This window comes from Methylobacterium oryzae, assembly GCF_036441375.1.
Taxonomy (GTDB): domain Bacteria; phylum Pseudomonadota; class Alphaproteobacteria; order Rhizobiales; family Beijerinckiaceae; genus Methylobacterium; species Methylobacterium oryzae_A.
In genome coordinates, this window is the sequence record NZ_MLCA01000006.1 from 735,171 (window position 1) to 755,325 (window position 20,155).

Here is a 20,155-nt window from a genome sequence, read left to right on the forward strand (position 1 = left end):
CCGCCTCGCGACGGTGCGAACAGGAGATGCCGTTCCGTGGAGGGTCGCGTTGATCTCGGTCAAAGGCGACCCGACGGCTGCCGACTGGCGCGAGGACGATGACGCGCGCGCCCCGTCGGGCAGGGACGGGCCGCCACGCTCAGCCGAGACCGCGCATGTTCCTCGCCCTGTCGGTCAGCGGCGTCTTGGCCACGACCGCGATCCCGGTGCCCTGCGAGACGCTGCGGCTGACCTCCGAACGCCTCGCATGCCCGGCCGTTCGCCGGGGTCGTGGCGCGCAACGGCCTGTTCCTGATCGGCCGGTCGACCTGGCTCACCTGCTTCGCCCTGGAACGGTACTGGCCACTGAACGGGAAGGCGCACGCGCATCGGGCCGCTCGGGCCGGCCACGGTCGCGCGACGGGACCCGGAACGACTGTTCCCCCCGGCGCCCGACGCCGGACCGGGCCGCCCGGTTGCGCTGGATCAAGGCTGCCGGTCACCGCAGACCTCAAGGTCGACCGGAACCTCGAACGGAGGCCGCGATGCGCCAGTACCTCGTCACCTTCCACAAGGTCGTGCCGGACGGCAGCGGCCACGACCGCCGCGCCCTACAGCATCACGTCGTCGTCGCCGCTGGCTCGGAGGTTGCCGCCGCCACCGCTGCCAAGGCGATGTTCTGCGATCGCGCCGGCATCGCCGACTGGCGGCTGCGGGCCGACACCTGTGAGGCCGTCGAATTGTCCGACGTGGCCGCCTGAGGAGATCGCGATGGACCACGCCCGAACCGAACCTGCACATTGGCGAGGGCGGCAATGGGTCGTGACCGGCTACGGCATCGAGGTGCTCGACGGCATGGACCACGTGCCGTTCTCCGACATCCCGGATGTCGACAACGGGCGGCCGCCCTGGCTGGAGAGCCTCTGGCGCCGCTACCGCACCGACCGGGAGGATCTCGCCGCGGCCTTGAAGGTGGCGCGCAATCTACGCCCAGGAGCGACACCCGCACCGTCGAAGATCGCGGCGTGAGCACTGCGCCCCCCGCTGCCGTCGAGGCCGTTGACGATCCGGAAGCGCCGAGCCCCGCCGTCGGGCCCTCGAAGCCGCGCCTGCTGCGCGTGCTCGGGCCTGGCCTGATCACCGGCGCCTCCGATGACGATCCCAGCGGCATCGCGACCTATAGTCAGGCGGGGGCCCAGCTCGGCTACGGCCTGTGCTGGACCATGCTCTACACCCTGCCGCTCATGGCGGCGGTGCAGATGGTCTCGGCCCGCATCGGGCGCACCACCGGCCACGGCATCGCGGGCGTGCTGCGCGAGCACTACCCGAACGGCCTCCTCCAGGTCGTTGTCCTCCTTCTACTCACCGCCAACGTCCTGAACCTCGGTGCTGACCTCGGCGCCATGGCGGATGCCCTCGACCTGCTGCTGCCCGGCCCGCGCTGGCTCTACGTCGCGCTGTTCTCCGGCATCTGTGTCTACATGCAGCTCGTACTCCGGTACGCGCGCTACGTTGCCGTCTTGAAGTGGCTCACGCTGAGCCTGTTCGCCTATCTGGGCGTGGTGATCTTTGCCCGGGTTTCCTGGTGGGACCTCGGCAGGGCCATGGCCGTGCCGCACCTCGACGTCAGCGGCGCCAGCCTGACCACCCTGGTTGCGCTTTTCGGGACCACCATCAGCCCGTACCTGTTCTTCTGGCAGGCGGCCGAGGAGGCCGAGGACCTGCACGCCTTCCCACGCCGCCGCGACCTCCTGCACGCACCGGAACAAGGCCGGAGCGCTCTCAACCGCATCGGAGTCGACACGGTCATTGGCATGACCTTCTCCAACCTCGTGGCGCTTGCCATCATGATCACCACCGCGGCCGTGCTGCACCCGCACGGCGTCATTGACATCGAGACCTCGGCCCAAGCCGCGGAGGCACTTCGCCCGCTCGCGGGCCCATTCTCCGCGACGGTCTTCGCCCTCGGCATTGTCGGGACCGGGTTGCTGGCGGTGCCGGTGCTCGCGGGCTCGGCGGCATACGCGGTCGGTGAGGCGCGGCGCTGGCCCGTGGGGTTCGGCCGCCGCCTCCTTGAGGCGCGTGCCTTCTATGGCACCGTGGCGCTCGCGACTTTGGTCGGCATGGTCATCAGCCTTGGCGCAGTCGACCCGATCCGGGCGCTGTACTGGAGCGCTGTGGTCAACGGCGTCATCGCCGTGCCTGTCATGGCGGTGATGATGCTGGCCGCCGCCCGCTCCGACATCATGGGCGCCTTCGCGGTGCGCGGTCCGCTCAAGCTGCTCGGATGGGCGGCCACGGCCTGCATGCTGCTGGCCGTCCTCGCCATGTTGGGCACTGCCGTGCTTCCCTCGACCTAGCGCAAGGCGGCCGGGCGCGCCTGGCCCATCCTCGCCCCGTCGCAACCAGGAACGGGATTCGGGCGCTGGAGAGGGACAGGGGCACGAGCAGGGGACGGACCGGCGCGCGATGGTCGAGCACCGGTTCGTGACCGAAGTCGCGGCGGCCGTGGGCCGGGTCGCCGACCCGATCGCCACACTCGTCATCGGCTCATCGCGACAGCCCGTAAGATCTCAGTGTGCCATGAGTACGGGCATGCGTGCGTGCTCGACCACGTGCCGCGTGACGCCGCCGAGCAGGAACTCGCGCACCCGGCTATGAGTGTAGGCGCCGAGCGCCAGCATGGAGGCGCCGCGCCGCTCGGCCTCGGCCAGGATGGCGGCGCCGACCGGGATGCCATCCTTAATCGGCAGGGTGACGGCATCGGCCACGACCCCGTGCCACTGAAGGTACCCGCACAAATCCGCGGCCAGCGCCGCGTCGAAGCGTTCGGTTCTCGCGTGCACGACCGTGACCCGCGTCGCCTCGTGCAGCAGGTCGACGGACTGGCCGATCAGCCGCGTCGCCTCCAGGCTGCCGTTCCACGCGATCACGACGTGTTCGAGCAGGTCGCACGGAACAGTGTCGCCGATCATCAGCGTCGGCCGGCCCACGGAGAACAGGGCGGTGTCGAGCGCCCGGCCGGTGAAGGGCACCTTCGGATCGGGCCGGTCCACGACGACCAAGTCGTTGACCCGACCGGCCAGCGTCAGCAACGGCTCGACCTCGCCGGTGCGCTCGGTCCAGGTCGCGAAGGTGGCATCGAGGCGCTCCGGCCTCGCAGTCAGCGGCACGCCCTCGCGCACGCACCACGCCTGCAAGGCTGCCTTACCCTCGGCCGCGGATCCGCGTGCGCCCTGCTCGATGCGTTCTAGGGTTTGGCAATCGATGGGGACGAGGCTCGCCATGCCGGCGAGGATGTCCGCCGGCCCGGGCGCCATGAAGCAGACGCCGATGTGGGCTCTGAGGCGCCGGCCGAGGCGCAGGGCGGCGTCTAGGCGGCGCGTCGGGTCAACGCCTGGCGCGGTGGGGACGAGCAGGCAGCGCAGGTACATCGTGGGTCTCCTCGCTCAGCGTTCCAGCGACTTCAGGTAGGCGATCAGGTCTTCCGCCTGGTCGGGGTCGAACCGGAACTCGGGCATGCTGGGGTGGCCGGTGCGGATGCCCTCGGTGAGCGCCTCGCCGAGATCCTCGACGGGGTAGCGCGTGTGCAGCTCGCGGAAAGGCGGCGCGGCCCGCAGCGGGCTCTCCCCGAGGCGCCCGACCGCGTGACACCGGGCGCAGCTGGTCCGCGCGAGGGTCTCGCCTTGCCGCACATGCCGGTCCCAGGCCGTCGCGGGTGCGGCTGGAAGGATCGCGAAGGATCCCAGGAGGCCGGCGAGGAGGATGGTTGCCGGGCGCATCAGTGGCTCATCAGGCAGCAGACGCGGGTCGCCCGCAGGATGTCGCGGGTGACCCCGCCGAAGACCCATTCGCGCAGGCGGCCGTGCCCGTAGGCGCCCATCACGATGAGGTCCGCCTCCTCGCGCCGGGCAAACCGCAGGATCTCGTCCGCGGTGCCGATCTCCGGCTTGCGCAGCGGGTGGGTCGTGGCTTTGATCCCGTGCCCGGACAGGTACTCGGCCGCGCCCTCGGCGCCGACGTCCTGCGCGTCCGGTCCCACGGCCACCACGCAAACCTGCTCGGGATGTCCCAGGAATGGCAGGGCGTCATGAAGGGCGCGGCGTGCCTCGGGAGTGTCCTTCCAAGCCACCACGACCCGCTTGACCGCGAGGTGCTCGATGCCTGGCGGGACCACGAGCACGGGACGGCCCACCTCCATCAGGAGCGCGCCGGTGGGCGCTCCCATCGGGCCAGGATGACCGTCGGCGGGACCCTGCCGGCCGACGACCACGAGGTCGGCGGTGCGCGCCTGCGCAACGAGGTGAGCCAACGGATCGGTGGGTGCGGAGCGCCAACCCGTTCTGGGTGCCTGCCCGGCCTCGCGCGCGAAGAGGGCTTTGGCCTCGGCGAGTTGCTCGTCCGTCAGGCGCTCCTCGATGGCCCAGACGCGCTCGACCTCCCGCATGTCGCCGACCAGCATGGGGCCCAGGACCGGGCGTGCGGCGACGCCGGTCAGCATGGACCCGAACCGCTCGGCGAGGCCGGCCGCCAGTCTGACCCGGTCTGCCGTCGCGGCCCCGAGGTCGACCGAGACCATGATGTTGGAGATCCGCATGTCCGCCTCCGGTGTCCGGGGGTGCCGGCCCGGTGGAGGCACACTCGCTCGCGCGATCGACCTGAACCTTGATCCATCTCAACGGGACAGGGCGCGCGGCGAGCGAGCGGAGCGGGCCGCCTGCAGCGGGATGGGACCGGTGTCCGGATCGGTTGATCGAGCGCAATGCCGCCTTTCGCCGGCTGAAGACATGGTTCGGCATGGAGGTCTCATGCCGCCCGCACTCGTGATCGCGGCCTCAGGTCTGCCCGGCCCCGGGCCGCAGCGCGACAGGCTTGCCACACCTCGGACGCTCCTCGCGTTCATCAAGGGGGCGAGCGGGTCGCAACAGCCCGCCCTGGTGCTCATGGCCATGGTCCTGTTCGTGGCGGACCTGGCGCCTCTCGAGCTGCAGCGGCGCATCGTCAACGAGGCGCTTCCCGGGGGAAGCGCCCGGACCATCGTCCTGCTCGCCCTGCTGTACATCGCGGCCGCCGGCTCGATGGGCGCCCTGAAGCTCGGGCTCAATGTGTACCGCAGCTACGTCAGCGAGAGCGCCGTGCGCCGGCTCCGCAAGACGCTGCTGGACGACATCGGCGCGCTCGCGCCGGGAGACCGGGCCGAGGTCGAGGGGGTGGAGGTCTCGCTCGTCCTGGCGGAGGTGGAACCGGTGGGTGGCTTCGTCGGCTTGAGCGTGTCGGAACCAGTCCTGCAAGGCGGCATCGTGGCGGGGACGTTCGGGTACATGTTGTACCTCAACCCGCTGATGGCGATCCTGGCGCTGGCGGTCTTCTCGCCTCAGGCGGTTTTCGTGCCGCTGATGCAGCGGGCGATCAACCGGCGCGTGGTCACGAGAACGGGCACCTTGCGCCGTATCAGCGGTGGCATCATCGGCCGGCGTCAATACATGCCGTCAAGGCTCCAGTCCGCGCGTATCGACCGGGTGTTCCGGCTCAACATGGGCATCTTCAAGCTGAAATTCTCGATGAACTTCCTGATGAACCTGATGCACCATTCCGGGGTGGCGCTGACCTTGGGCCTGGGCGGCTACCTCGTCGTGAACGGCCGGACGGAGCTCGGGACCGTCGTCGCGTTCGTTGCCGGCCTGAAGCAGCTCAAAGATCCCTGGGGCGGGTTGGTCGACTGGTTTCGCGAGTTGCGGGTCACACAGGCGAAGTACGGCCTTCTCCGGCAGGCCCTGGACACCTTCTCGCGTCAGGCCGCGCCCTCATCGGCCGCCGGACTGAATGCTCTGGTTTGTGAACGGCATGGCGGTCGGTGTCTGGATATGGATGAACGAGACGCCGCCCGCTGCGTGGCAGGCGTTGCATGAACTCGTCAGGTCGGAGAAGGCGGACTGGAAACCGGCTGCGTCCCTCCGCCCGGCCGCCTCCTTCATGCGTGCGATGTGGCGGTCCGCGCCGGTCACGAGCTCGACCGGGATTTCCCGGTAGAGCATCGCCGCAGCCGTCAGGTCATCCGAGACGTGGTTCAACTCGTAGTCGAGCAAGGACCAGTCTTCGGCCCGCCCGGCGTACCAGATCTTGGCATGCCGCGCCTGGATCAGCAGCATGATGTTGCCGAGGCTCATCTGGGACCAGTTCGGCCCCGATCCGGATTGAGGCTGCGCGAACGGGGTTGGCTGGCTCTCGGCGACGCTGCACAGCAGGACGCTACCGAGCAGGATGGCGGTGGCTCGCTTCATGTCGTCCGGTCTCCGGCGGCAGGGAAAGGATGGGGTCGGCGGCTCGGACCGAATCCCGACGGCCGACGTGGCAGTAGTCCGGGCTGAACCCCGAAGCGCGCTGCAGAGCGGGCAGGTCCAAGATGGTCAGCCACCGGCTCCGCGACGTGATCAGGTCCCGGTCTCGCAGAGCCTGAAGGCAGCGTTTGACGTGCACGTCCGTCAGGCCCGACGCGTCGGCCAGGTCGGACTGGCTCAGGGGCAATCCGTAGCCCCGGTCGCGCGTCAGCTCGGCGGCCCGCAGCCGGTGGAACAGCGCGCAGAACAGGTGGCCGAGCCGCTCGACTCCCTCGCGCCGGGCCATGTTGACCGTCCACTCTCGCTGGATGGAGGCGGCGGCCAGCATCTCCCGCCACAGTGCCCGGCCTAAACGGGGATGGTATCCGACCAGCCTGTCCAGCCGGTCACGGGGGATCTCGGCCACGGTGACGGGCGTGAGGGCGCCGATGGAGTGGTCTATCGCGCGCAGTACGGTGACGTGGGTGTCGCACAGGTCGCCGGGCAGCAGGAGGGCGCTGACCTGCCGGCGACCGTCCTCCAGTCGCCTGTAGCGGCAGGCCCAACCATCGAGGATGGCCCGGATCGGCCCGTGCGGCTCGCCCTCTCGGACGATGTCTTCGCGTGCCGCGACCTGCCGCCGCCGGTCCGTAACCTCGTGCAGCGCCACGCGGTCGGCATCCGACAACGACGTGAACTGCTGCAGCTTGGCGATGAGGAAGTTCGGCACCGCGGTCCCGGTCTGCGAGGGGCATCCTGCCGGAATGAACCTCGCGAGCGGGGGAGCCGGCAGGAACGTCGTCGGAGGCACCCTCTACCGACGGACGCGATCCTGGCCCTCCTGACGTCGTTTCGGACAGCGCGACATTGAGATGGATCAAACCGCCGGCCGCGGCCGTCGCCGACCGAGGCGCGAGATGGGGGCGACGCCGGCGGGAGAGCGCCGGGACGCGGGATGCGCGCCGTCGAGTCGGTGTCCGCAAGGTCCGTCGGGACGGCTACCGATACTGGAAGGCGGGCATCGTCACGGCCGCCAGCGTGCCGCTGGCCGCCTCGAAGCGGGCATGTCCGGGGTCCGGCCAGCTCGACCGCGAGCTGTCGGTGTGAACCCCACATGATCGCGCCGACTTGACGAAGATACCTGACGGCCACGGAGGCCCGGCATGACAGACCCCGGTGACAAGGCCGATCCGCGCGTCGCTCTGCGAGCTGCCGCTGGATCCCTGCGCCGCCTGCTCGACGGAGCCGGCGCACCCGACAGCCCGCGCCACGCGGTGCGCAACACGATAGCGATGCTGCGCACGATCGTGCACCGCTCTGCCGAGAGCGCCGACGAGAGCGACACACCTACGTCGCGCATCAGGACAAGCGCTTGAGCGCCACCATGCGTGTGCGGACTATCCTGGACACGTCCGGCGAGGCGGGCCTGCACACACGCGGCAGACGCTGGCCTGCGCGCTCGCAGCGCGCTCAGTCCTCACCTGCGAGCCCGAAGGGCTGCGCTGCGCATTCCTTATCCCGTGCACGACCCGGATCGGACGCTGGGTCAACCCGGAGGCGGGGCACGATGCAGACGCTGAACGCGACGAAGCTCCCTGGGGGCGTTCAACCCGCGCCCCCACGTCGCCGAGCCAGTGGCGCCCGGATCGACCCAGGCGGGTTTGACGCCCAATGTTTGAGGAAGACCGGCCATGACAAACCGCGACATCATCGTCATCGGCGGATCGTCGGGCTCGACCGCACCGCTTAAAGTGATCCTCGGCGCGCTGCCCGCAGATCTGCCGGCGGCGATCTTCATCGTCGTCCACATCCCGGCTCGCAGCCTCGGCCTGCTCGCGACCGTCACGGCCGCGGCCGCGCACATGCCGGTCCACGCCGCCCGCGACGGCATGGCGATTGAGCCCGGCAACATCTACCTGGGCGTACCCGATCATCACCTGATCGTGCGTGACGGGCAGATGCGGCTCGGCCGCGGTCCTCGTGAGAACATGGCCCGCCCGTCCATCGACCCGCTGTTCCGCTCGGCCGCGGCGGCCTACGGCTCCCGCGTCATCGGCGTGCTGCTCAGCGGGCTGCTCAACGATGGCGCGGCCGGGCTGGAAGCGATCAAGCGCTGCGGCGGCTTGGCGATCGTGCAGGATCCTGCGGACGCGATCGCCGACGAGATGCCCCTCAGCGGGATGGCGGCCGTCACCGTCGACCTCGCCGTGCCGAGCGCCCGCCTTGGCGACATCCTGTCCGACCTCGTGCAGGAGCCGGCTGGACCGCGTCTGCCGGTGCCGCCCGAGATCCGCCTGGAGATCGACATCGCGGCCGGCGAGCGCGTCGACAGCGAGGTACTGCGCCGGATCGCCGATCCCGCCGCCCTGACCTGCCCGCATTGCAGCGGCGTCCTATCCAAGGTTCGCGATGCCAAGCCGCTGCGCTTCCGCTGCCAGGTCGGTCACGCCTACACGGCTGAGGTGGTGGCCAAGGAGCAGGAGAATGCCGTCGACGAGGCGCTGCGCGTCGCACTGCGCATTATCGAGGAGCGGGCCGAGCTCGTGGCCCGTATGGCACAGGACGGGCGAAACTCCGGACGACCCGCGGTGGCGGAGATGTACGACGAGCGCGCGGCCGAGTACCGCGAATACGCCGACACGATCCGCCGGGCAGTCCTGCTCTCCCTGCCGGAGCCTGAACCGTCCGGAAACGAGGGGGCGCAGGAGGAATAAGGGGCGGCGTTCCCGTCGCGCGGCGGTCGTGCCGTGGTACGAGAGCCCCACGCCGCTTACACGAGGCGCACAGGCCGCCATCGCCACTCTCCCCACATCGCGCATCACGGCGATCCAGCATGTCCCAGGTCGAAGCGAGCTCGTCGCAGGCAAAAGTCTTCGTGGCCCTGAGCGCGTCGGCCGTGAGCACCGGATCGTTGCAGCACGTCCTTGCCGGCCTGCCGCGACTGGACGGCTTGGCGATGATCATCGTCCTGCAGCATCGGGAAGCCCTCGACGAGGAGGGGTTCCGGGACGCCCTGGCGGCGGTCGGCCTTGAGCTTGCGGATGTCCGGGACGGTGCGCTCATCGAGGGTGGACGCACTTACCTGCCGGATGCCAACCTCGTCGTGGGCGTCGAGAACCGACGCTTTCGCACCCGTCCCGCAGATGAGGTCGGCGGCCGGGGCATCGTCGACAGCTTCCTCGTCTCGCTCGCCCACGACGAGGACGGGCGCAGCATCGCGGTCGCGCTGGCGGGCACGGACGGGGACGGGACGCTCGGCTTCAAGGCCATCAAGGAGGCCGGCGGCCTCACGCTGGCGGAAGTGACCGACGAGGCGAGGGCCGGTGAGCTCGCCTCCAGCAACACTCCGGCAGCGTTGGCCGACGCCGTCCTGCCCCTCGATGCGCTCGTCGAGCGCGTGGCATCCGCCGCCCGCCAACTCGCCACCCAGGGCACCAGCGCCCCCGCGGCGTCCAAGGCCGCGCTCGCGGCGATCGCAGGGGTGCTGCGCAACAGGACAGGCCATGATTTCCACGGCTACAAGTCCGGAACCTTCCTGCGCCGGGTCCAGCGTCGGATGCAGGTCCTCTCGGTGGCGCAGGTGGAGGAGTACGTCGAGGTCCTGCGTAGCCAGCCGGAGGAGGCGCAGGAGCTCTTCAACGATCTTCTGATTGGCGTCACCCAGTTCTTCCGCGATCCGCGGGAGTTCGAGTTCCTCGAACGGGAGGTGATCCCGAAGCTCTTCGCCGACAAAGGGCATGACGACCGGATCCGGGTCTGGGTGATCGGCTGCTCGACCGGCGAGGAGGCCTACTCGCTGGCGATCCTGCTGCGCGAACACATGGCCACGCTCGACGTCGTACCCCAGGTCCAGATCTTCGCGACCGACCTCGATGGCCGGGCGCTGGCCACGGCGCGCGCCGCCCGCTTTGCCAGCACGATCAGTGAGGCCATGTCGCCCGAGCGGTTGGCCCGCTGGTTCGTGAAGGAGGGCAACACCTACTGCCTCGTGAAGGAGCTGCGCGAGATGTGCATCTTCTCGCAGCACTCGATCATCAAGGACCCGCCGTTCTCGAAGCTCGACCTGATCTCGTGCCGCAACCTGCTCATCTACCTCGACACCGAGCTGCAGAGCCGGGTCATCCCGCTGTTCCACTTCGCCCTGAAGCCTGACGGCGCCCTGTTCCTCGGCAACGCGGAGAACGTCTCGCGCCAGGCCGATCTGTTCGCGGCGATCGACAGCCGCTCGCGCATCTTCCGGCGCCGAGAAACCGGCACCCGAATCCTGCCGGATTTCCCGTTCGTGGCGCCGGACCGTCGAACCGGGACCGCAATCGTCGCTGAGGAGCGAATTCGACCGAGCGGTGTGACGCTGACCCGGCGCGCCGAGCGCATAGCGGAACGCTACGCTCCTGCCTACGTCATCACCGATGCGTCGTACAACGTCCTGCACTTCTCCGGTAGGACCGGGCGCTTCATCGAGCCGGCTGGCGGCGCCGCCACTCTGAACCTGCTGCAGCTCGCCCATCCGGATCTGAGGCTCGACCTGCGGGCCGCCCTCACCAAGGCCGGCGAGACAGACCAGTCGGTGCAAGCCGACGGCTTGCAGATCGGCCAAAACGGGACGCGCCTGTCGGTCGACCTCGTCGTCGAGCCCATGCGGGACGAGCCGAACGCGCGCGGCTACCTCGTGCTGTTCAAGGAGGGTGGTCCGGTGACGGCCACTGGATCCGACAGCGTCGCGGTTTCTTCGGGCGGCCTTGAGCATACCCGACGTCTCGAGGCGGAGCTCACTGCCACGCGCGAGCGCCTGCAGGCCACCATCGAGGAGTTGGAGAGCACCAACGAGGAGCTGAAATCCTCGAACGAGGAGTACCAGTCGCTCAACGAGGAGCTGCAATCGACCAATGAAGAGTTGCAGACCTCGAAGGAGGAGCAGCAATCCGTCAACGAGGAACTGACCACGGTCAACGGCGAACTCGGCCACCGGGTCCAGGAGCTGGGCCGAGCCAACAGCGACCTGAAGAACTTCCTCGAGAGCACGCAGATCGCGACGATCTTCCTCGACAACGAGCTGCGGGTCACCAACCACACGCCCGCCGTCACCGAGATCTTCCACCTCATCGAGACCGATGCGGGCCGGCCGATCGGCCACATCAAGTCGCGCATCGCCTACGAAGAGCTGCAGGATGACGCGCGGCGCGTGCTGCGCACCTTGAGCGTGGTCGAGCGCGAGATCACTAACTCGACCACGGGGGCGCAGTACCTGGTCCGAGTTCTGCCCTACCGCAGCGTCGACAATTTCATCGCCGGCGTCGTGATCACCTTCGTCGACATCACGGAGCGCAAGCGGGCCGAGGAGCGTCAGCGCGCGAGCGAGCGCCGGCTACTCGCCCTCGTCGAGGGCATCCCGCAACTGGTCTGGCGGGCGGCCGAGGACGGGCGATGGACCTGGGCGAGCCCGCAATGGTCCACCTATACCGGCCAGACTGAGGCGCAGAGCCGGAACCATGGCTGGCTCGATGCCCTGCACCCGGATGACCGCAGCCCGGCCCTCGAGGCTTGGCGTGATGCGACCCGCACCGGCCTCCTACAGATGGAGGGACGTCTGCGCGGCGCCGTCGATGGCGGCTACCGCTGGTTCCAGACGCGGGCGATGCCGGTCCGCGGCGAGCGCGGCGAGCGCGGCGAGGTGGTGGAGTGGCTCGGCACCTCGACGGACATCGACGATCTGCGCCGGATGCAGGAGCAGCAGCACGTCATGGTCGCCGAGCTTCAGCACCGCACCCGAAACCTACTCGGCGTGGTGAACTCGATCGCACAGCAGACGCTGGCGGCGAGCGATACCCTCGCCGCGTTCGGGGCGGCGTTCAACGAGCGGTTGGCCGCCCTCTCGCGCGTTCAGGGGCTGCTCTCGCGCGCGGGAGATGAGCCGATCACGCTCGGGATACTGATCCGCAGTGAACTCGACGCGCTCGCAGCCGCGAACCTGCAGGAGCGCGTCGTGCTGGACGGCCCCGACGTCCGCATCCGCAAGGCGACGGTGCAGACATTCGCGCTGGCCCTGCACGAGCTGGCCACCAATGCCCGCAAGTACGGCGCGCTCTCGAACGCGCACGGCCAGCTCAGCGTCAGGTGGTGGACACACGAGAGCGACGGACAGGGGCCGCGGCTCGTGCTGGAGTGGGTCGAGACCGGCATCGACCGTCATCACGGGACGGGAACCACGGCTCCGAAGAACGGCTACGGCCGCGAACTGATCGAGAACGCGCTGCCATACGCGCTCGATGCCACGACGCGCTACGAACTGGGCGAGGTCGAAGTACGTTGTCTCATCGAGCTTCCACTGGCCTGAGGCTTCATCAGAGAGCGAATGACGATGGATACGCCGAGCCGCGAGCCGGACGCGCTGTCGGGTCACAAGGTGCTCCTGGTCGAGGACGATTACCTCATCGCTGACGAGATGCGACGGATGTTGTCGAGGAGGGGCGCCGAGGTGCTCGGTCCCGTGGCGACCGTCGACGAAGCCTTGGCGTTGGTAGCGGCCAGCTCGGAGATCGACGCGGCCGTGCTCGACATCAATCTGCGCGATGTCATGGTCTTTCCCGTCGCGGACGCTCTGGAGGTGCGCGGCGTGCCGTTCGTCTTCGCCACGGGCTATGAGGAGAGCGTGATCCCCACACGCTACGCGCACGTTCAGCGCTGCGAGAAGCCGGTGCAGATGGATACGCTCGCTCGGGTCCTGTCGAACGAGGTCAGCCAGCACTGAGCCGCCCGCGTAGCGGCAGCGGCAGATTTTTTGCACCATCGCGCGCGACGCTGATTTCACAAACCGACTGAGATCGCGCTGTCTCGCTCGGTGCATCAAACTATAAACTGTGTTGTACTTGAAAGAGTTGTGCCGTGGATGACTTCACGCTGTCCAGGCTTTTTTCCCGCGCCTGAGCGCGTCCGTGCTCATCGTCTCCTGCTGGGGCGCTAGCTCCCGGACGGCCAGCGCCCGCTGCTCCCGCTCACGGCCTGCCTGCATCAGGCGCTCAGCCTCTTCCGGCCGGCCTTGCTCGTTCAGCTGATCAACCATGCCGTCCTGCCGCATCAACCCCATCCCCCGACGCGCGTGTCGCGCCCCAGAGCGCCTCTTCGGCTGTTCGGGTGATGCCGAAGAGGAACGCGTCGGCCGTGAAGCCGTGGCCCGCGTGGCAGCGGAACCGCGCGGAGGCTCCTTCCCTGGTCCTCACCAGCGCCCCGCGACCCCCGGGCGGGTGAGACCTGTGCGCTCGCCGTAATGCATGATCCCGCGACGGAACGGGTTCTGAGAACCGGCAAGAGCCATCTCGGCCTCCCTCCGTTCGGCCAATTCCTGCGGCACTGAGACGGCGCTGTTCGGCGGTCCGCGGACCGCCTGCCCAGCGAGCGGCCCCATCCCGGCCGCGGGCCGGATGTGGTCGATCGGCCCCGGCGCGAGCGCCGAGGGGCATACTGTCTATGTCGGCCTCGCCGGGATCCTGCACGATCGTCGTACCGTTGAGACGCGTGATGCTCCACAGGCCCGAGGTGCCGTCGTTGAGCAGGCCGGCGAGCACAGTGCCGATCACCCGCTCCTTGCGGGTCTGAGCCGCCGACCGCAACAGCGCGTCGATGGACGGGCGGAAGCGGTTCTCCCTGGGCCCGTGTTTGACGTCGACGCGGTCGGCCTCGACGAGCAGGTGGCGGTCGGGCGGGGCGAACAGATCCGACCCGCGCGGATCTGCTCGCCATCTCGAGCGGGCATGGCCGGCAGCGGCCCACTCCGATCAAGAATGTCAGCGAGATGGCTGGTCGCAAACGGATCGATGTGCAGGACGTTGAACACAGCCGCGTTCAGACCGGCGCGCAGGCCCGCGACGAGCGCCTGCAGGCTCGGCACATCCCGACATAGAGCTTGCGCGCTGAGACTCGATTTCCGCCACCGACCGGTACCGCCAGGGTCCGAAACGGGTCGAGTTCGCAGCCCGACCCGGGCATCCCGCGCATCGATTCGACTGATCGTCGGCGAGATCGAATCCGGCCGTCGGGCACGGTGACTGATTTGCGCGTCGCGCCCGACGGCGCTAGTCAGCCTTAACCATGTCATCTTTCCGTGGTCGAGCGAGCCCCGTGACCGACGGGAGTTTACGCGGCGGCCCGGGGCGGCCGGTGCCCACCTCGCCGGCGCGATAGATAGGATATTGTTAACCATCCGCGGATTGCTTGAAAGCAATCTTGATTTGAGAGCGCGCCATTTCTGGCGAACCAGAACGGTGATGAGACGGCGTCGATGGTTGATCTTACTGGCTATCGCCTGACTTTCGACGACGAGTTCAACGCGCGCAGCATCTCGCAGAACGGCGTCGGCACCACGTACCGGGATATCCGTGCCGAGTGGCGGTATGACGCCAATTCCGACATCGGCTTCGGCCGGTCTTCGTTCCTCGACTCCGGGTCCGGCTACGATCCGTTCAGCGTCCAGAACGGTGTTCTCACGATCACGGCGGCACCCCCTGGGACGAGTTCTTCGGGCTATCCCGGGAGCTGGCAGTCCGGCCTCATCAGTACGCAGGGCAATTTCTCGCAGACTTACGGCTACTTCGAGATCCGCGCGGACTTCTCCAACAATCCCGATGCCTGGGACGCCTTCTGGCTGTTGCCGAATCAGCAGAGCCCGCAATCGAGCAGCACCAACGGCCACCAGGAGCTCGACGTCGTCGAGCACTACGGAAACAATGACCCTGGCGTCTACAGTACGATCCACACGACCGACCCGCAGCCGGCGGGAACGACGTGGCAGCAGACGCGCCAAGTCTACAGCGAGATGCCCAACCCGAACGGGTATCATACCTACGGCGTGAACTGGCAGGCGGATCGCATCAGCTTCTACGTGGACGGTCAGCCCGTCGGTTCGCAGGCGACGCCGTCCGACCTGCACAGTCCCATGTTCCTGCTGGCCAACCTCGCTGTGCAGAGCACGGCCACGACGGGCAGCCGTTTCAGCTCGAGTATCGACTACATTCGCGTCTATTCGAACGATCCGAACGCCGCTGCGGTGCCACAGGACCGCGTATCCTCGCCGGACGGCCGGGATCCCGGCCTGTACGGGGCGACGGCCGCTGCCCGGTCCGGTGCCGGTGTGACCGGGGCGAGCTCCGGATCGACGGGGCCTGCATCGGGCGCGAATGAGTCGAATGGGTCGACCCGAGCGCCGTCGGGTACGGCTCAGTCGCCCGCTCCGCCGGACAACGCGCCTTGCTACTGCACCGGCACGTCCATCAGGACAGACCGCGGCGACGTGGCTGTCGAGCAACTCGCGGTCGGCGACCGCGTCGTCACCGCGGGTGGCTTGCGCCGCCCGATCCGGTGGATCGGCAGGCGCACCTATCCCGGATTGTCGGCCCTGCCGAGCGTACGGCCGGTGCGCATCCGGGCCGGCGCGCTCCACGAAGGCGTCCCCGCCCGCGATCTGCTCGTCTCGCCCGACCACGCCGTGTGGCTGGACGGGCTGTTCGTCGCCGCTGGCCACCTCGTCAACGGCACCAGCATCACCCGCGGCGAGCCCGTCCGGGATCTCACCTACTGGCATGTCGAGCTCGACGGACACGACCTCCTGATGGCGGAGGGCGTGCCGGCCGAGAGCTTCCTGCCTGCTCCCGGCATCCGCGGGCTCTTCGACAGCCCGGATACCGGCGTCACCGCGATGGCCCCGCCGCCCTACGCGCCGCGCACCGAGCTCGGTCCCGAACTCGCCGCGCTGCGCAGGCGCCTGATCCGGCGCGCCGGCGCCTCGTCCGCTCCGGGGCATCCGGGCGCCGTGCGGGCGTGGCTGGACCGCTGCGCGCTCCGCGCGGACGGCGCGTTGCGCGTGGCCGGCTGGGCCCACGATGCGGCGCAGCCCGAGGCCCCCGTGTGCCTGGACATCGTGGTCGATGGCACGATCGTGGCGGTGACGGTGGCGGCGGAGTACCGCGCCGACATCGCGGCGGCGGGTGTGGGCGACGGCCGGCACGGTTTCGACCTCGGCGTCCAGGCGGCCCTCGCCCCCGGCGTGCCGCACGTGGTCGAGGTGCGCCGCTCGGCCGACGAGACGGTGATCTGCGCCATGGCCACCGACGCGGCGGGCGTGTGGCGGCCTCTGCTGGCCGCCTAGCGCGCCGCGAGCGGCGAGCCGGTCAGGCCGCCCGTTGAAGCCCGCCCGTTCAGGGGAGCCCCGTGCGTCGCGCGGCGGAAATCAGGCGCGCCGCATCAGGCTGGACGCGCGCAGGTCCGAGGCGCGGCTGCGCGCCGCGGGGACGCGCGACCCGGACATGCGCGGCTCGGCCTGCCGGATCTGGTCGAGCAGCAGCGGCCGCGCGAAGTAGTAGCCCTGGGCGCAGCGGATCTGCGTCGCGCCGAGCAAGTAGGCGACCTCCTCGAAGGTCTCGACGCCCTCGGCCACCACCGTCATGCCCAGCGCCGCACCGAGCGATTCGATCGCCTTCAGGACGATCTGGCTGCGCGGGCGCTTGTCGATGTCGGTGATGAACGAGCGATCGATCTTGAGCTCGTCCGCGGTAATGTCCGCGAGCGCCGACAGGGACGAGTAGCCGACGCCGAAATCATCGATCGAGACCCGCGCGCCGATCGCCCGGATCTTCGGCAGAACCTCGCGCTGGAAGCGACCGGTCGTGAAGAAGGCCTCCTCGGTCAGTTCGAGCACGAAGCGCTCCGCGAGTCCGGTCTCGCCCACAGCCGCGCAGAAGGCGGTCATGAACGGCACGTCGCAGGCCTGCTTGGCGGCGATGTTGAGGCTCACGGTGACGTCGGGTCCGAACACCTCGTCGATATCGGGCATCGCCCGCACGGTCTCGGACAGGAGCTGGAGGGTGATCTCATTGATGAGTCCCAGCTCGATGGCGAGGGCGATGAAGTCGCCGGGCGCCTGGATCATGCCGAGCTCGTCGCGCCAGCGCAGGAGCACCTCGACGCCCGTCACCGCGTGACTGCGCATGTCGACCTTCGGCTGGAAGGCGCAGCAGAAGCAGCGATCGCGGATCGCCAGCCGGAGGCGCTGCTCCACGGCCATGCGGGCCGTGGCGGCCTGGCTCATCGCGTCGTCGAAGACGCTGACGCCGCCCTTCAGCTCGCCCTTCACCCGATACATCGCGTTGTCGGCCTGCCGCGCGAGGATCTCGTAAGTGTCGCCGTGTTCCGGGAAGAGGCTGAGGCCGATGGAGGCGGAGGCGAAGATCTCGTGCCCGTCGATGAAGAAAGGCTGCTTCAGGCGCTCCGAGATCGCGCGAACGGCGGCCAGCGCCTCGTCCCGGTCCGTGACGGGGGCGAGCAGGAGCACGAACTCGTCGCCGCCGATCCGCGCCAGGAGGTCGCTCGGGCGCAGCGCGCCGCCGATGCGGTCCGCCACCTTGCGCAGCAGGGCGTCGCCTGCGGCGTGGCTGTAATAGTCGTTGATGTGCTTGAAGTTGTCGAGATCGATGAACGCCAGGGCGAACCGGTCTCCCGGCGCCGATCCCGCCAGAACATCCGCGATGCTCTGCTCGAACATCGTCCGGTTGGGCAGGCCGGTCAGGGCGTCGAAGAAGGCCTTGGTGATCAGCTCCCGCTGGAGCCGGTGATGGTGGGTGACGTCGCTCAGGGTCGTGAGGGTGAAGCCGGCGCGGCTCTCGTCGACCGCCCGCGTCTGCACCTCGACCATCCGGTCATCGATGACCTCGACATTCGCGGCGCCCCGGTCGCCGGCCGCCGCGGCGGGAAGCGCCTGGATGGCCCTGTCCCCGAGGGCGCGCGCGGCGGCGTTGGCCAGGATGCAATGGCCCTGCCGGTCATGGACCACGACGCCGACCGGAAGCGCCTGGATGGCGGCTTCGAGCAGGGTCTGACGCTCCGTGGATGCGGGCTCGCTCATGCCCCGCCCTGCTGCCACAGGGTCTTGGCAGGCTGGGCGCCGGTCTGGCCACCGGTCTGGGCGGCGCTGTCGCCGGCTTCGAGGGGGCGGCGGAGCAGCCGGCGGTGCACCTGCTCGAGGGCGCCGCCGTGCGGGGTGTCCGGGGCCGTCTCGCGCCCGAGCCGCGCGGCCGCACCCGGATCGGCGTCATGGCCGACGCCCTTGTTCATGGTGGCGCCCCGCCAGCGCTCGACGACGGCGCCCACGAAGGCGGCGCCGGCGACGGTCGCCCCATCCTCGGTGGCGCGGCCGCTCGTGTCGTTGCGCGGCTGGCGGGCCGACGGGAGCGGCCGGAACGTCATCCGGGCCGGGATCGGGACGCCCTCGCCGAAGGCGATGACCTCGCCGGTGCCCAGCGACGGCACGAAGGTGAGCAGGTTGGCGGCGTCCGAGACCGCGGCGGCCAGGAACGCCTGGTCGCGCGCGTTGGTCATCCGCATGGCGAAGAGGGTGCTGCATTGCGACATGATCGTCGCGTCGAGCTCGGCCGGGCGCTGGGTGACGAGGCCGAGATGCACGCCGTGCTTCCGGCCCTCGCGGGCGATCCGCGCCAGGGCGCGGCGGGTCGGCGTGAAGCCGACCGAGCGGTCGGCCGAGGCGAAGCGGTGGGCCTCCTCACAGACGAACAGCAGCGGGACGGCGCCCTCGCTCCAGATGCCGAACTCGAAGGCGAGCCGGCACAGGACGCACACGACGGCGTCGACGACCTCCATCGGCAGGCCGGCGAGTTGCATGATCGTCATGGGCCGCCCGTCGGGATCGAGCCGGAACAGGTGCGCCAGGAGCTCACCCATCATGTCGCCGCCGACATTGGCGTTGTCGAACATGAAGCCGTGCCGGGGATCGTTCCGGATCGCCTCGATCCGCGTGATCAGCCGGTGATAGTGCATCCGCGAGACGCGGTTCTCGAGCCGCCCCATCCGCTCGTCGATGAGGGCGAGCAGGTCCTGCAGCATGTAGGGGACGGGCGTGTCGACCGTGTAGCCGGCGCCCTTGCCGAACGACCGCTTCACGATCTGGCGGTCGCTGGCCTCCTTGTACTGCCCGTACTTGCTCTTCGCCAAAGGGATCACCTCGGCGAGGATCTCGATCTCCTCGTCGACGGCCGGGCGCCCGCCGTAGATGACGTCGGCGATCTCCTCGAGGTTGAACAGCCAGAACGGTAGCTTGAGGGTCCGCGGGCTGATCACGCTCGCCCGGTCGCCGAAGCTGGCGGCGTACTCGTTGTGCACGTCCAGCAGGAAGACGCGAACGGCCGGCTTGGCCCGCATCACCTCGTCCAGGATGACGGTGACGCCGCTGGACTTGCCGACCCCGGTGGCGCCGAGCACCGCGAAGTGCTTCGACAGCAGGTCGTCGATCTTGATGCAGGCCGGGGTATCCGGGTCCTGATAGAGCGCGCCCACGGCCGCCGTGCTGGTCGCCGACACCTGGTGGACGATCCGGAGGTCGGCCGCCGACAGGAGTTCGACGGTGTCGCCGATCGCGGGGTAGCAGGTGACGCCCCGGCTGAAGCGCTGCGCGCCGTGCGCCGCGACGATCTCGCCGAGCAGGTCGAGGCTCGCGTAGGCGCCCGGACTGTGCCCGCGCTCGCTGCCCGAGGACAGCGTGGTGACGATCCCGACGAGGACGGCGTCCCCGGCCCGGATCCGGACCAGGTTGCCGACGGTGACCCGTGTCTTGGGCCGGCCGTTCTGGACGATGAGTTCCAGGTGAACCTTCGATCCCTCGATGGAAGTCACAGCGCCCATATGCGACGCGGCATCGTCGTGCCGGACCGTTCCGTCGCCGCTCAACATCGTCTGTACCCTGGTGCGAAACAGAAGCTGCCCGATATTGGGGCTGCGTGATTAAAGTTCTGACAAAGGGATGAGCGCGGCCAGACAATGCTTAACCGATGGCTTACGGCACACGGTTATCGGCAAGGTTG

The 20,155-nt window shown here is 69.2% G+C and carries 17 protein-coding genes and 1 pseudogene; 9 read left to right on the plus strand and 9 right to left on the minus strand.

The window, feature by feature from the left end; all coding sequences use genetic code 11:
- Positions 1 to 524 precede the first annotated feature (524 nt).
- From MOTC310_RS14055 to MOTC310_RS14065, 3 genes are read left to right on the plus strand one after another with little or no spacing between them, the layout of a single operon-like run.
- Positions 525 to 740, plus strand: a complete 216-nt coding sequence (locus tag MOTC310_RS14055) for a hypothetical protein (protein WP_331293295.1) — start codon at positions 525 to 527, stop codon at positions 738 to 740.
- A gap of 10 nt (positions 741 to 750) precedes the next feature.
- Positions 751 to 1,008, plus strand: coding sequence for a hypothetical protein (locus tag MOTC310_RS14060; RefSeq protein ID WP_331302186.1), 258 nt, complete (start codon positions 751 to 753; stop codon positions 1,006 to 1,008).
- Positions 1,005 to 2,339: an NRAMP family divalent metal transporter gene (locus tag MOTC310_RS14065; protein ID WP_331302187.1), complete on the plus strand. Its 1,335-nt coding sequence runs from the start codon at positions 1,005 to 1,007 to the stop codon at positions 2,337 to 2,339. Before MOTC310_RS14060 ends, MOTC310_RS14065 begins: the two co-directional genes overlap by 4 nt.
- A 213-nt stretch (positions 2,340 to 2,552) precedes the next feature.
- Here MOTC310_RS14065 and MOTC310_RS14070 read toward each other — a convergent pair whose 3' ends face one another.
- The 3 genes from MOTC310_RS14070 to MOTC310_RS14080 are packed head-to-tail and all read right to left on the minus strand — an operon-like array spanning position 2,553 to position 4,576.
- Positions 2,553 to 3,413, minus strand: a complete 861-nt coding sequence (locus tag MOTC310_RS14070; RefSeq protein ID WP_331302188.1) for a universal stress protein — start codon at positions 3,411 to 3,413, stop codon at positions 2,553 to 2,555.
- 15 nt (positions 3,414 to 3,428) lie between these two features.
- Positions 3,429 to 3,761 (minus strand): c-type cytochrome, encoded by a 333-nt coding sequence (locus MOTC310_RS14075; protein ID WP_331302189.1) that lies wholly within the window; start codon positions 3,759 to 3,761, stop codon positions 3,429 to 3,431.
- The gene (locus tag MOTC310_RS14080; protein WP_331302190.1) at positions 3,761 to 4,576 is read right to left on the minus strand and encodes a universal stress protein; all 816 of its coding nucleotides are present in this window, start codon (positions 4,574 to 4,576) and stop codon (positions 3,761 to 3,763) included. The genes MOTC310_RS14075 and MOTC310_RS14080 overlap by 1 nt, the downstream gene beginning before the upstream one ends.
- A 211-nt stretch (positions 4,577 to 4,787) precedes the next feature.
- On the opposite strand from MOTC310_RS14080, the gene MOTC310_RS14085 reads away from it, so the two are divergent.
- Positions 4,788 to 5,888: an ABC transporter transmembrane domain-containing protein gene (locus tag MOTC310_RS14085; protein WP_331302191.1), complete on the plus strand. Its 1,101-nt coding sequence runs from the start codon at positions 4,788 to 4,790 to the stop codon at positions 5,886 to 5,888.
- Here the strand turns inward: MOTC310_RS14085 and MOTC310_RS14090 are convergent.
- Positions 5,784 to 6,260 carry a hypothetical protein gene (locus MOTC310_RS14090; RefSeq protein WP_331302192.1) on the minus strand — a complete coding sequence of 159 codons (477 nt, stop codon included), beginning with the start codon at positions 6,258 to 6,260 and terminating at the stop codon, positions 5,784 to 5,786. The genes MOTC310_RS14085 and MOTC310_RS14090 overlap by 105 nt on opposite strands.
- A complete protein-coding gene (locus MOTC310_RS14095; RefSeq protein ID WP_331302193.1) occupies positions 6,229 to 7,026 on the minus strand; it encodes a Crp/Fnr family transcriptional regulator in 798 nt (265 codons plus the stop codon). Before MOTC310_RS14095 ends, MOTC310_RS14090 begins: the two co-directional genes overlap by 32 nt.
- 433 nt (positions 7,027 to 7,459) lie before the next feature.
- Between MOTC310_RS14095 and MOTC310_RS14100 the strand changes: the two genes are divergently transcribed.
- The 4 genes from MOTC310_RS14100 to MOTC310_RS14115 all read left to right on the plus strand — a co-directional run bounded on the left by MOTC310_RS14100 (position 7,460) and on the right by MOTC310_RS14115 (position 13,044).
- On the plus strand, positions 7,460 to 7,672 hold the full coding sequence (locus tag MOTC310_RS14100; protein ID WP_331302194.1) for a hypothetical protein: 213 nt from the start codon (positions 7,460 to 7,462) through the stop codon (positions 7,670 to 7,672).
- 315 nt (positions 7,673 to 7,987) lie between these two features.
- Positions 7,988 to 9,010 carry a chemotaxis protein CheB gene (locus MOTC310_RS14105; protein WP_331302195.1) on the plus strand — a complete coding sequence of 341 codons (1,023 nt, stop codon included), beginning with the start codon at positions 7,988 to 7,990 and terminating at the stop codon, positions 9,008 to 9,010.
- A gap of 119 nt (positions 9,011 to 9,129) precedes the next feature.
- On the plus strand, positions 9,130 to 12,630 hold the full coding sequence (locus tag MOTC310_RS14110; protein ID WP_331302196.1) for a CheR family methyltransferase: 3,501 nt from the start codon (positions 9,130 to 9,132) through the stop codon (positions 12,628 to 12,630).
- Between the two features lie 18 nt (positions 12,631 to 12,648).
- Positions 12,649 to 13,044 (plus strand): response regulator, encoded by a 396-nt coding sequence (locus MOTC310_RS14115; protein WP_331302197.1) that lies wholly within the window; start codon positions 12,649 to 12,651, stop codon positions 13,042 to 13,044.
- A 144-nt stretch (positions 13,045 to 13,188) separates the two neighbouring features.
- Here MOTC310_RS14115 and MOTC310_RS14120 read toward each other — a convergent pair whose 3' ends face one another.
- Together MOTC310_RS14120 and MOTC310_RS32800 are read right to left on the minus strand one after the other, a co-directional pair.
- Complete coding sequence (locus tag MOTC310_RS14120) at positions 13,189 to 13,371, minus strand: hypothetical protein (RefSeq protein ID WP_331302198.1); 183 nt, start codon at positions 13,369 to 13,371, stop codon at positions 13,189 to 13,191.
- Positions 13,349 to 14,493 (minus strand): annotated as a pseudogene (locus tag MOTC310_RS32800) (chemotaxis protein CheB). The gene MOTC310_RS14120 and the pseudogene MOTC310_RS32800 overlap by 23 nt, the downstream one beginning before the upstream one ends.
- Positions 14,494 to 14,571: 78 nt before the next feature.
- Between MOTC310_RS32800 and MOTC310_RS14125 the strand changes: the two are divergent.
- Positions 14,572 to 16,434 carry a Hint domain-containing protein gene (locus MOTC310_RS14125; RefSeq protein WP_331302199.1) on the plus strand — a complete coding sequence of 621 codons (1,863 nt, stop codon included), beginning with the start codon at positions 14,572 to 14,574 and terminating at the stop codon, positions 16,432 to 16,434.
- Between the two features lie 81 nt (positions 16,435 to 16,515).
- On the opposite strand, the gene MOTC310_RS14130 is transcribed toward MOTC310_RS14125, so the two are convergent.
- The gene (locus tag MOTC310_RS14130) at positions 16,516 to 18,186 is read right to left on the minus strand and encodes a putative bifunctional diguanylate cyclase/phosphodiesterase (protein ID WP_331302200.1); all 1,671 of its coding nucleotides are present in this window, start codon (positions 18,184 to 18,186) and stop codon (positions 16,516 to 16,518) included.
- Positions 18,183 to 20,024 (minus strand): ATP-binding protein, encoded by a 1,842-nt coding sequence (locus MOTC310_RS14135; protein ID WP_419539899.1) that lies wholly within the window; start codon positions 20,022 to 20,024, stop codon positions 18,183 to 18,185. Before MOTC310_RS14135 ends, MOTC310_RS14130 begins: the two co-directional genes overlap by 4 nt.
- Between the last annotated feature and the right edge of the window lie 131 nt (positions 20,025 to 20,155).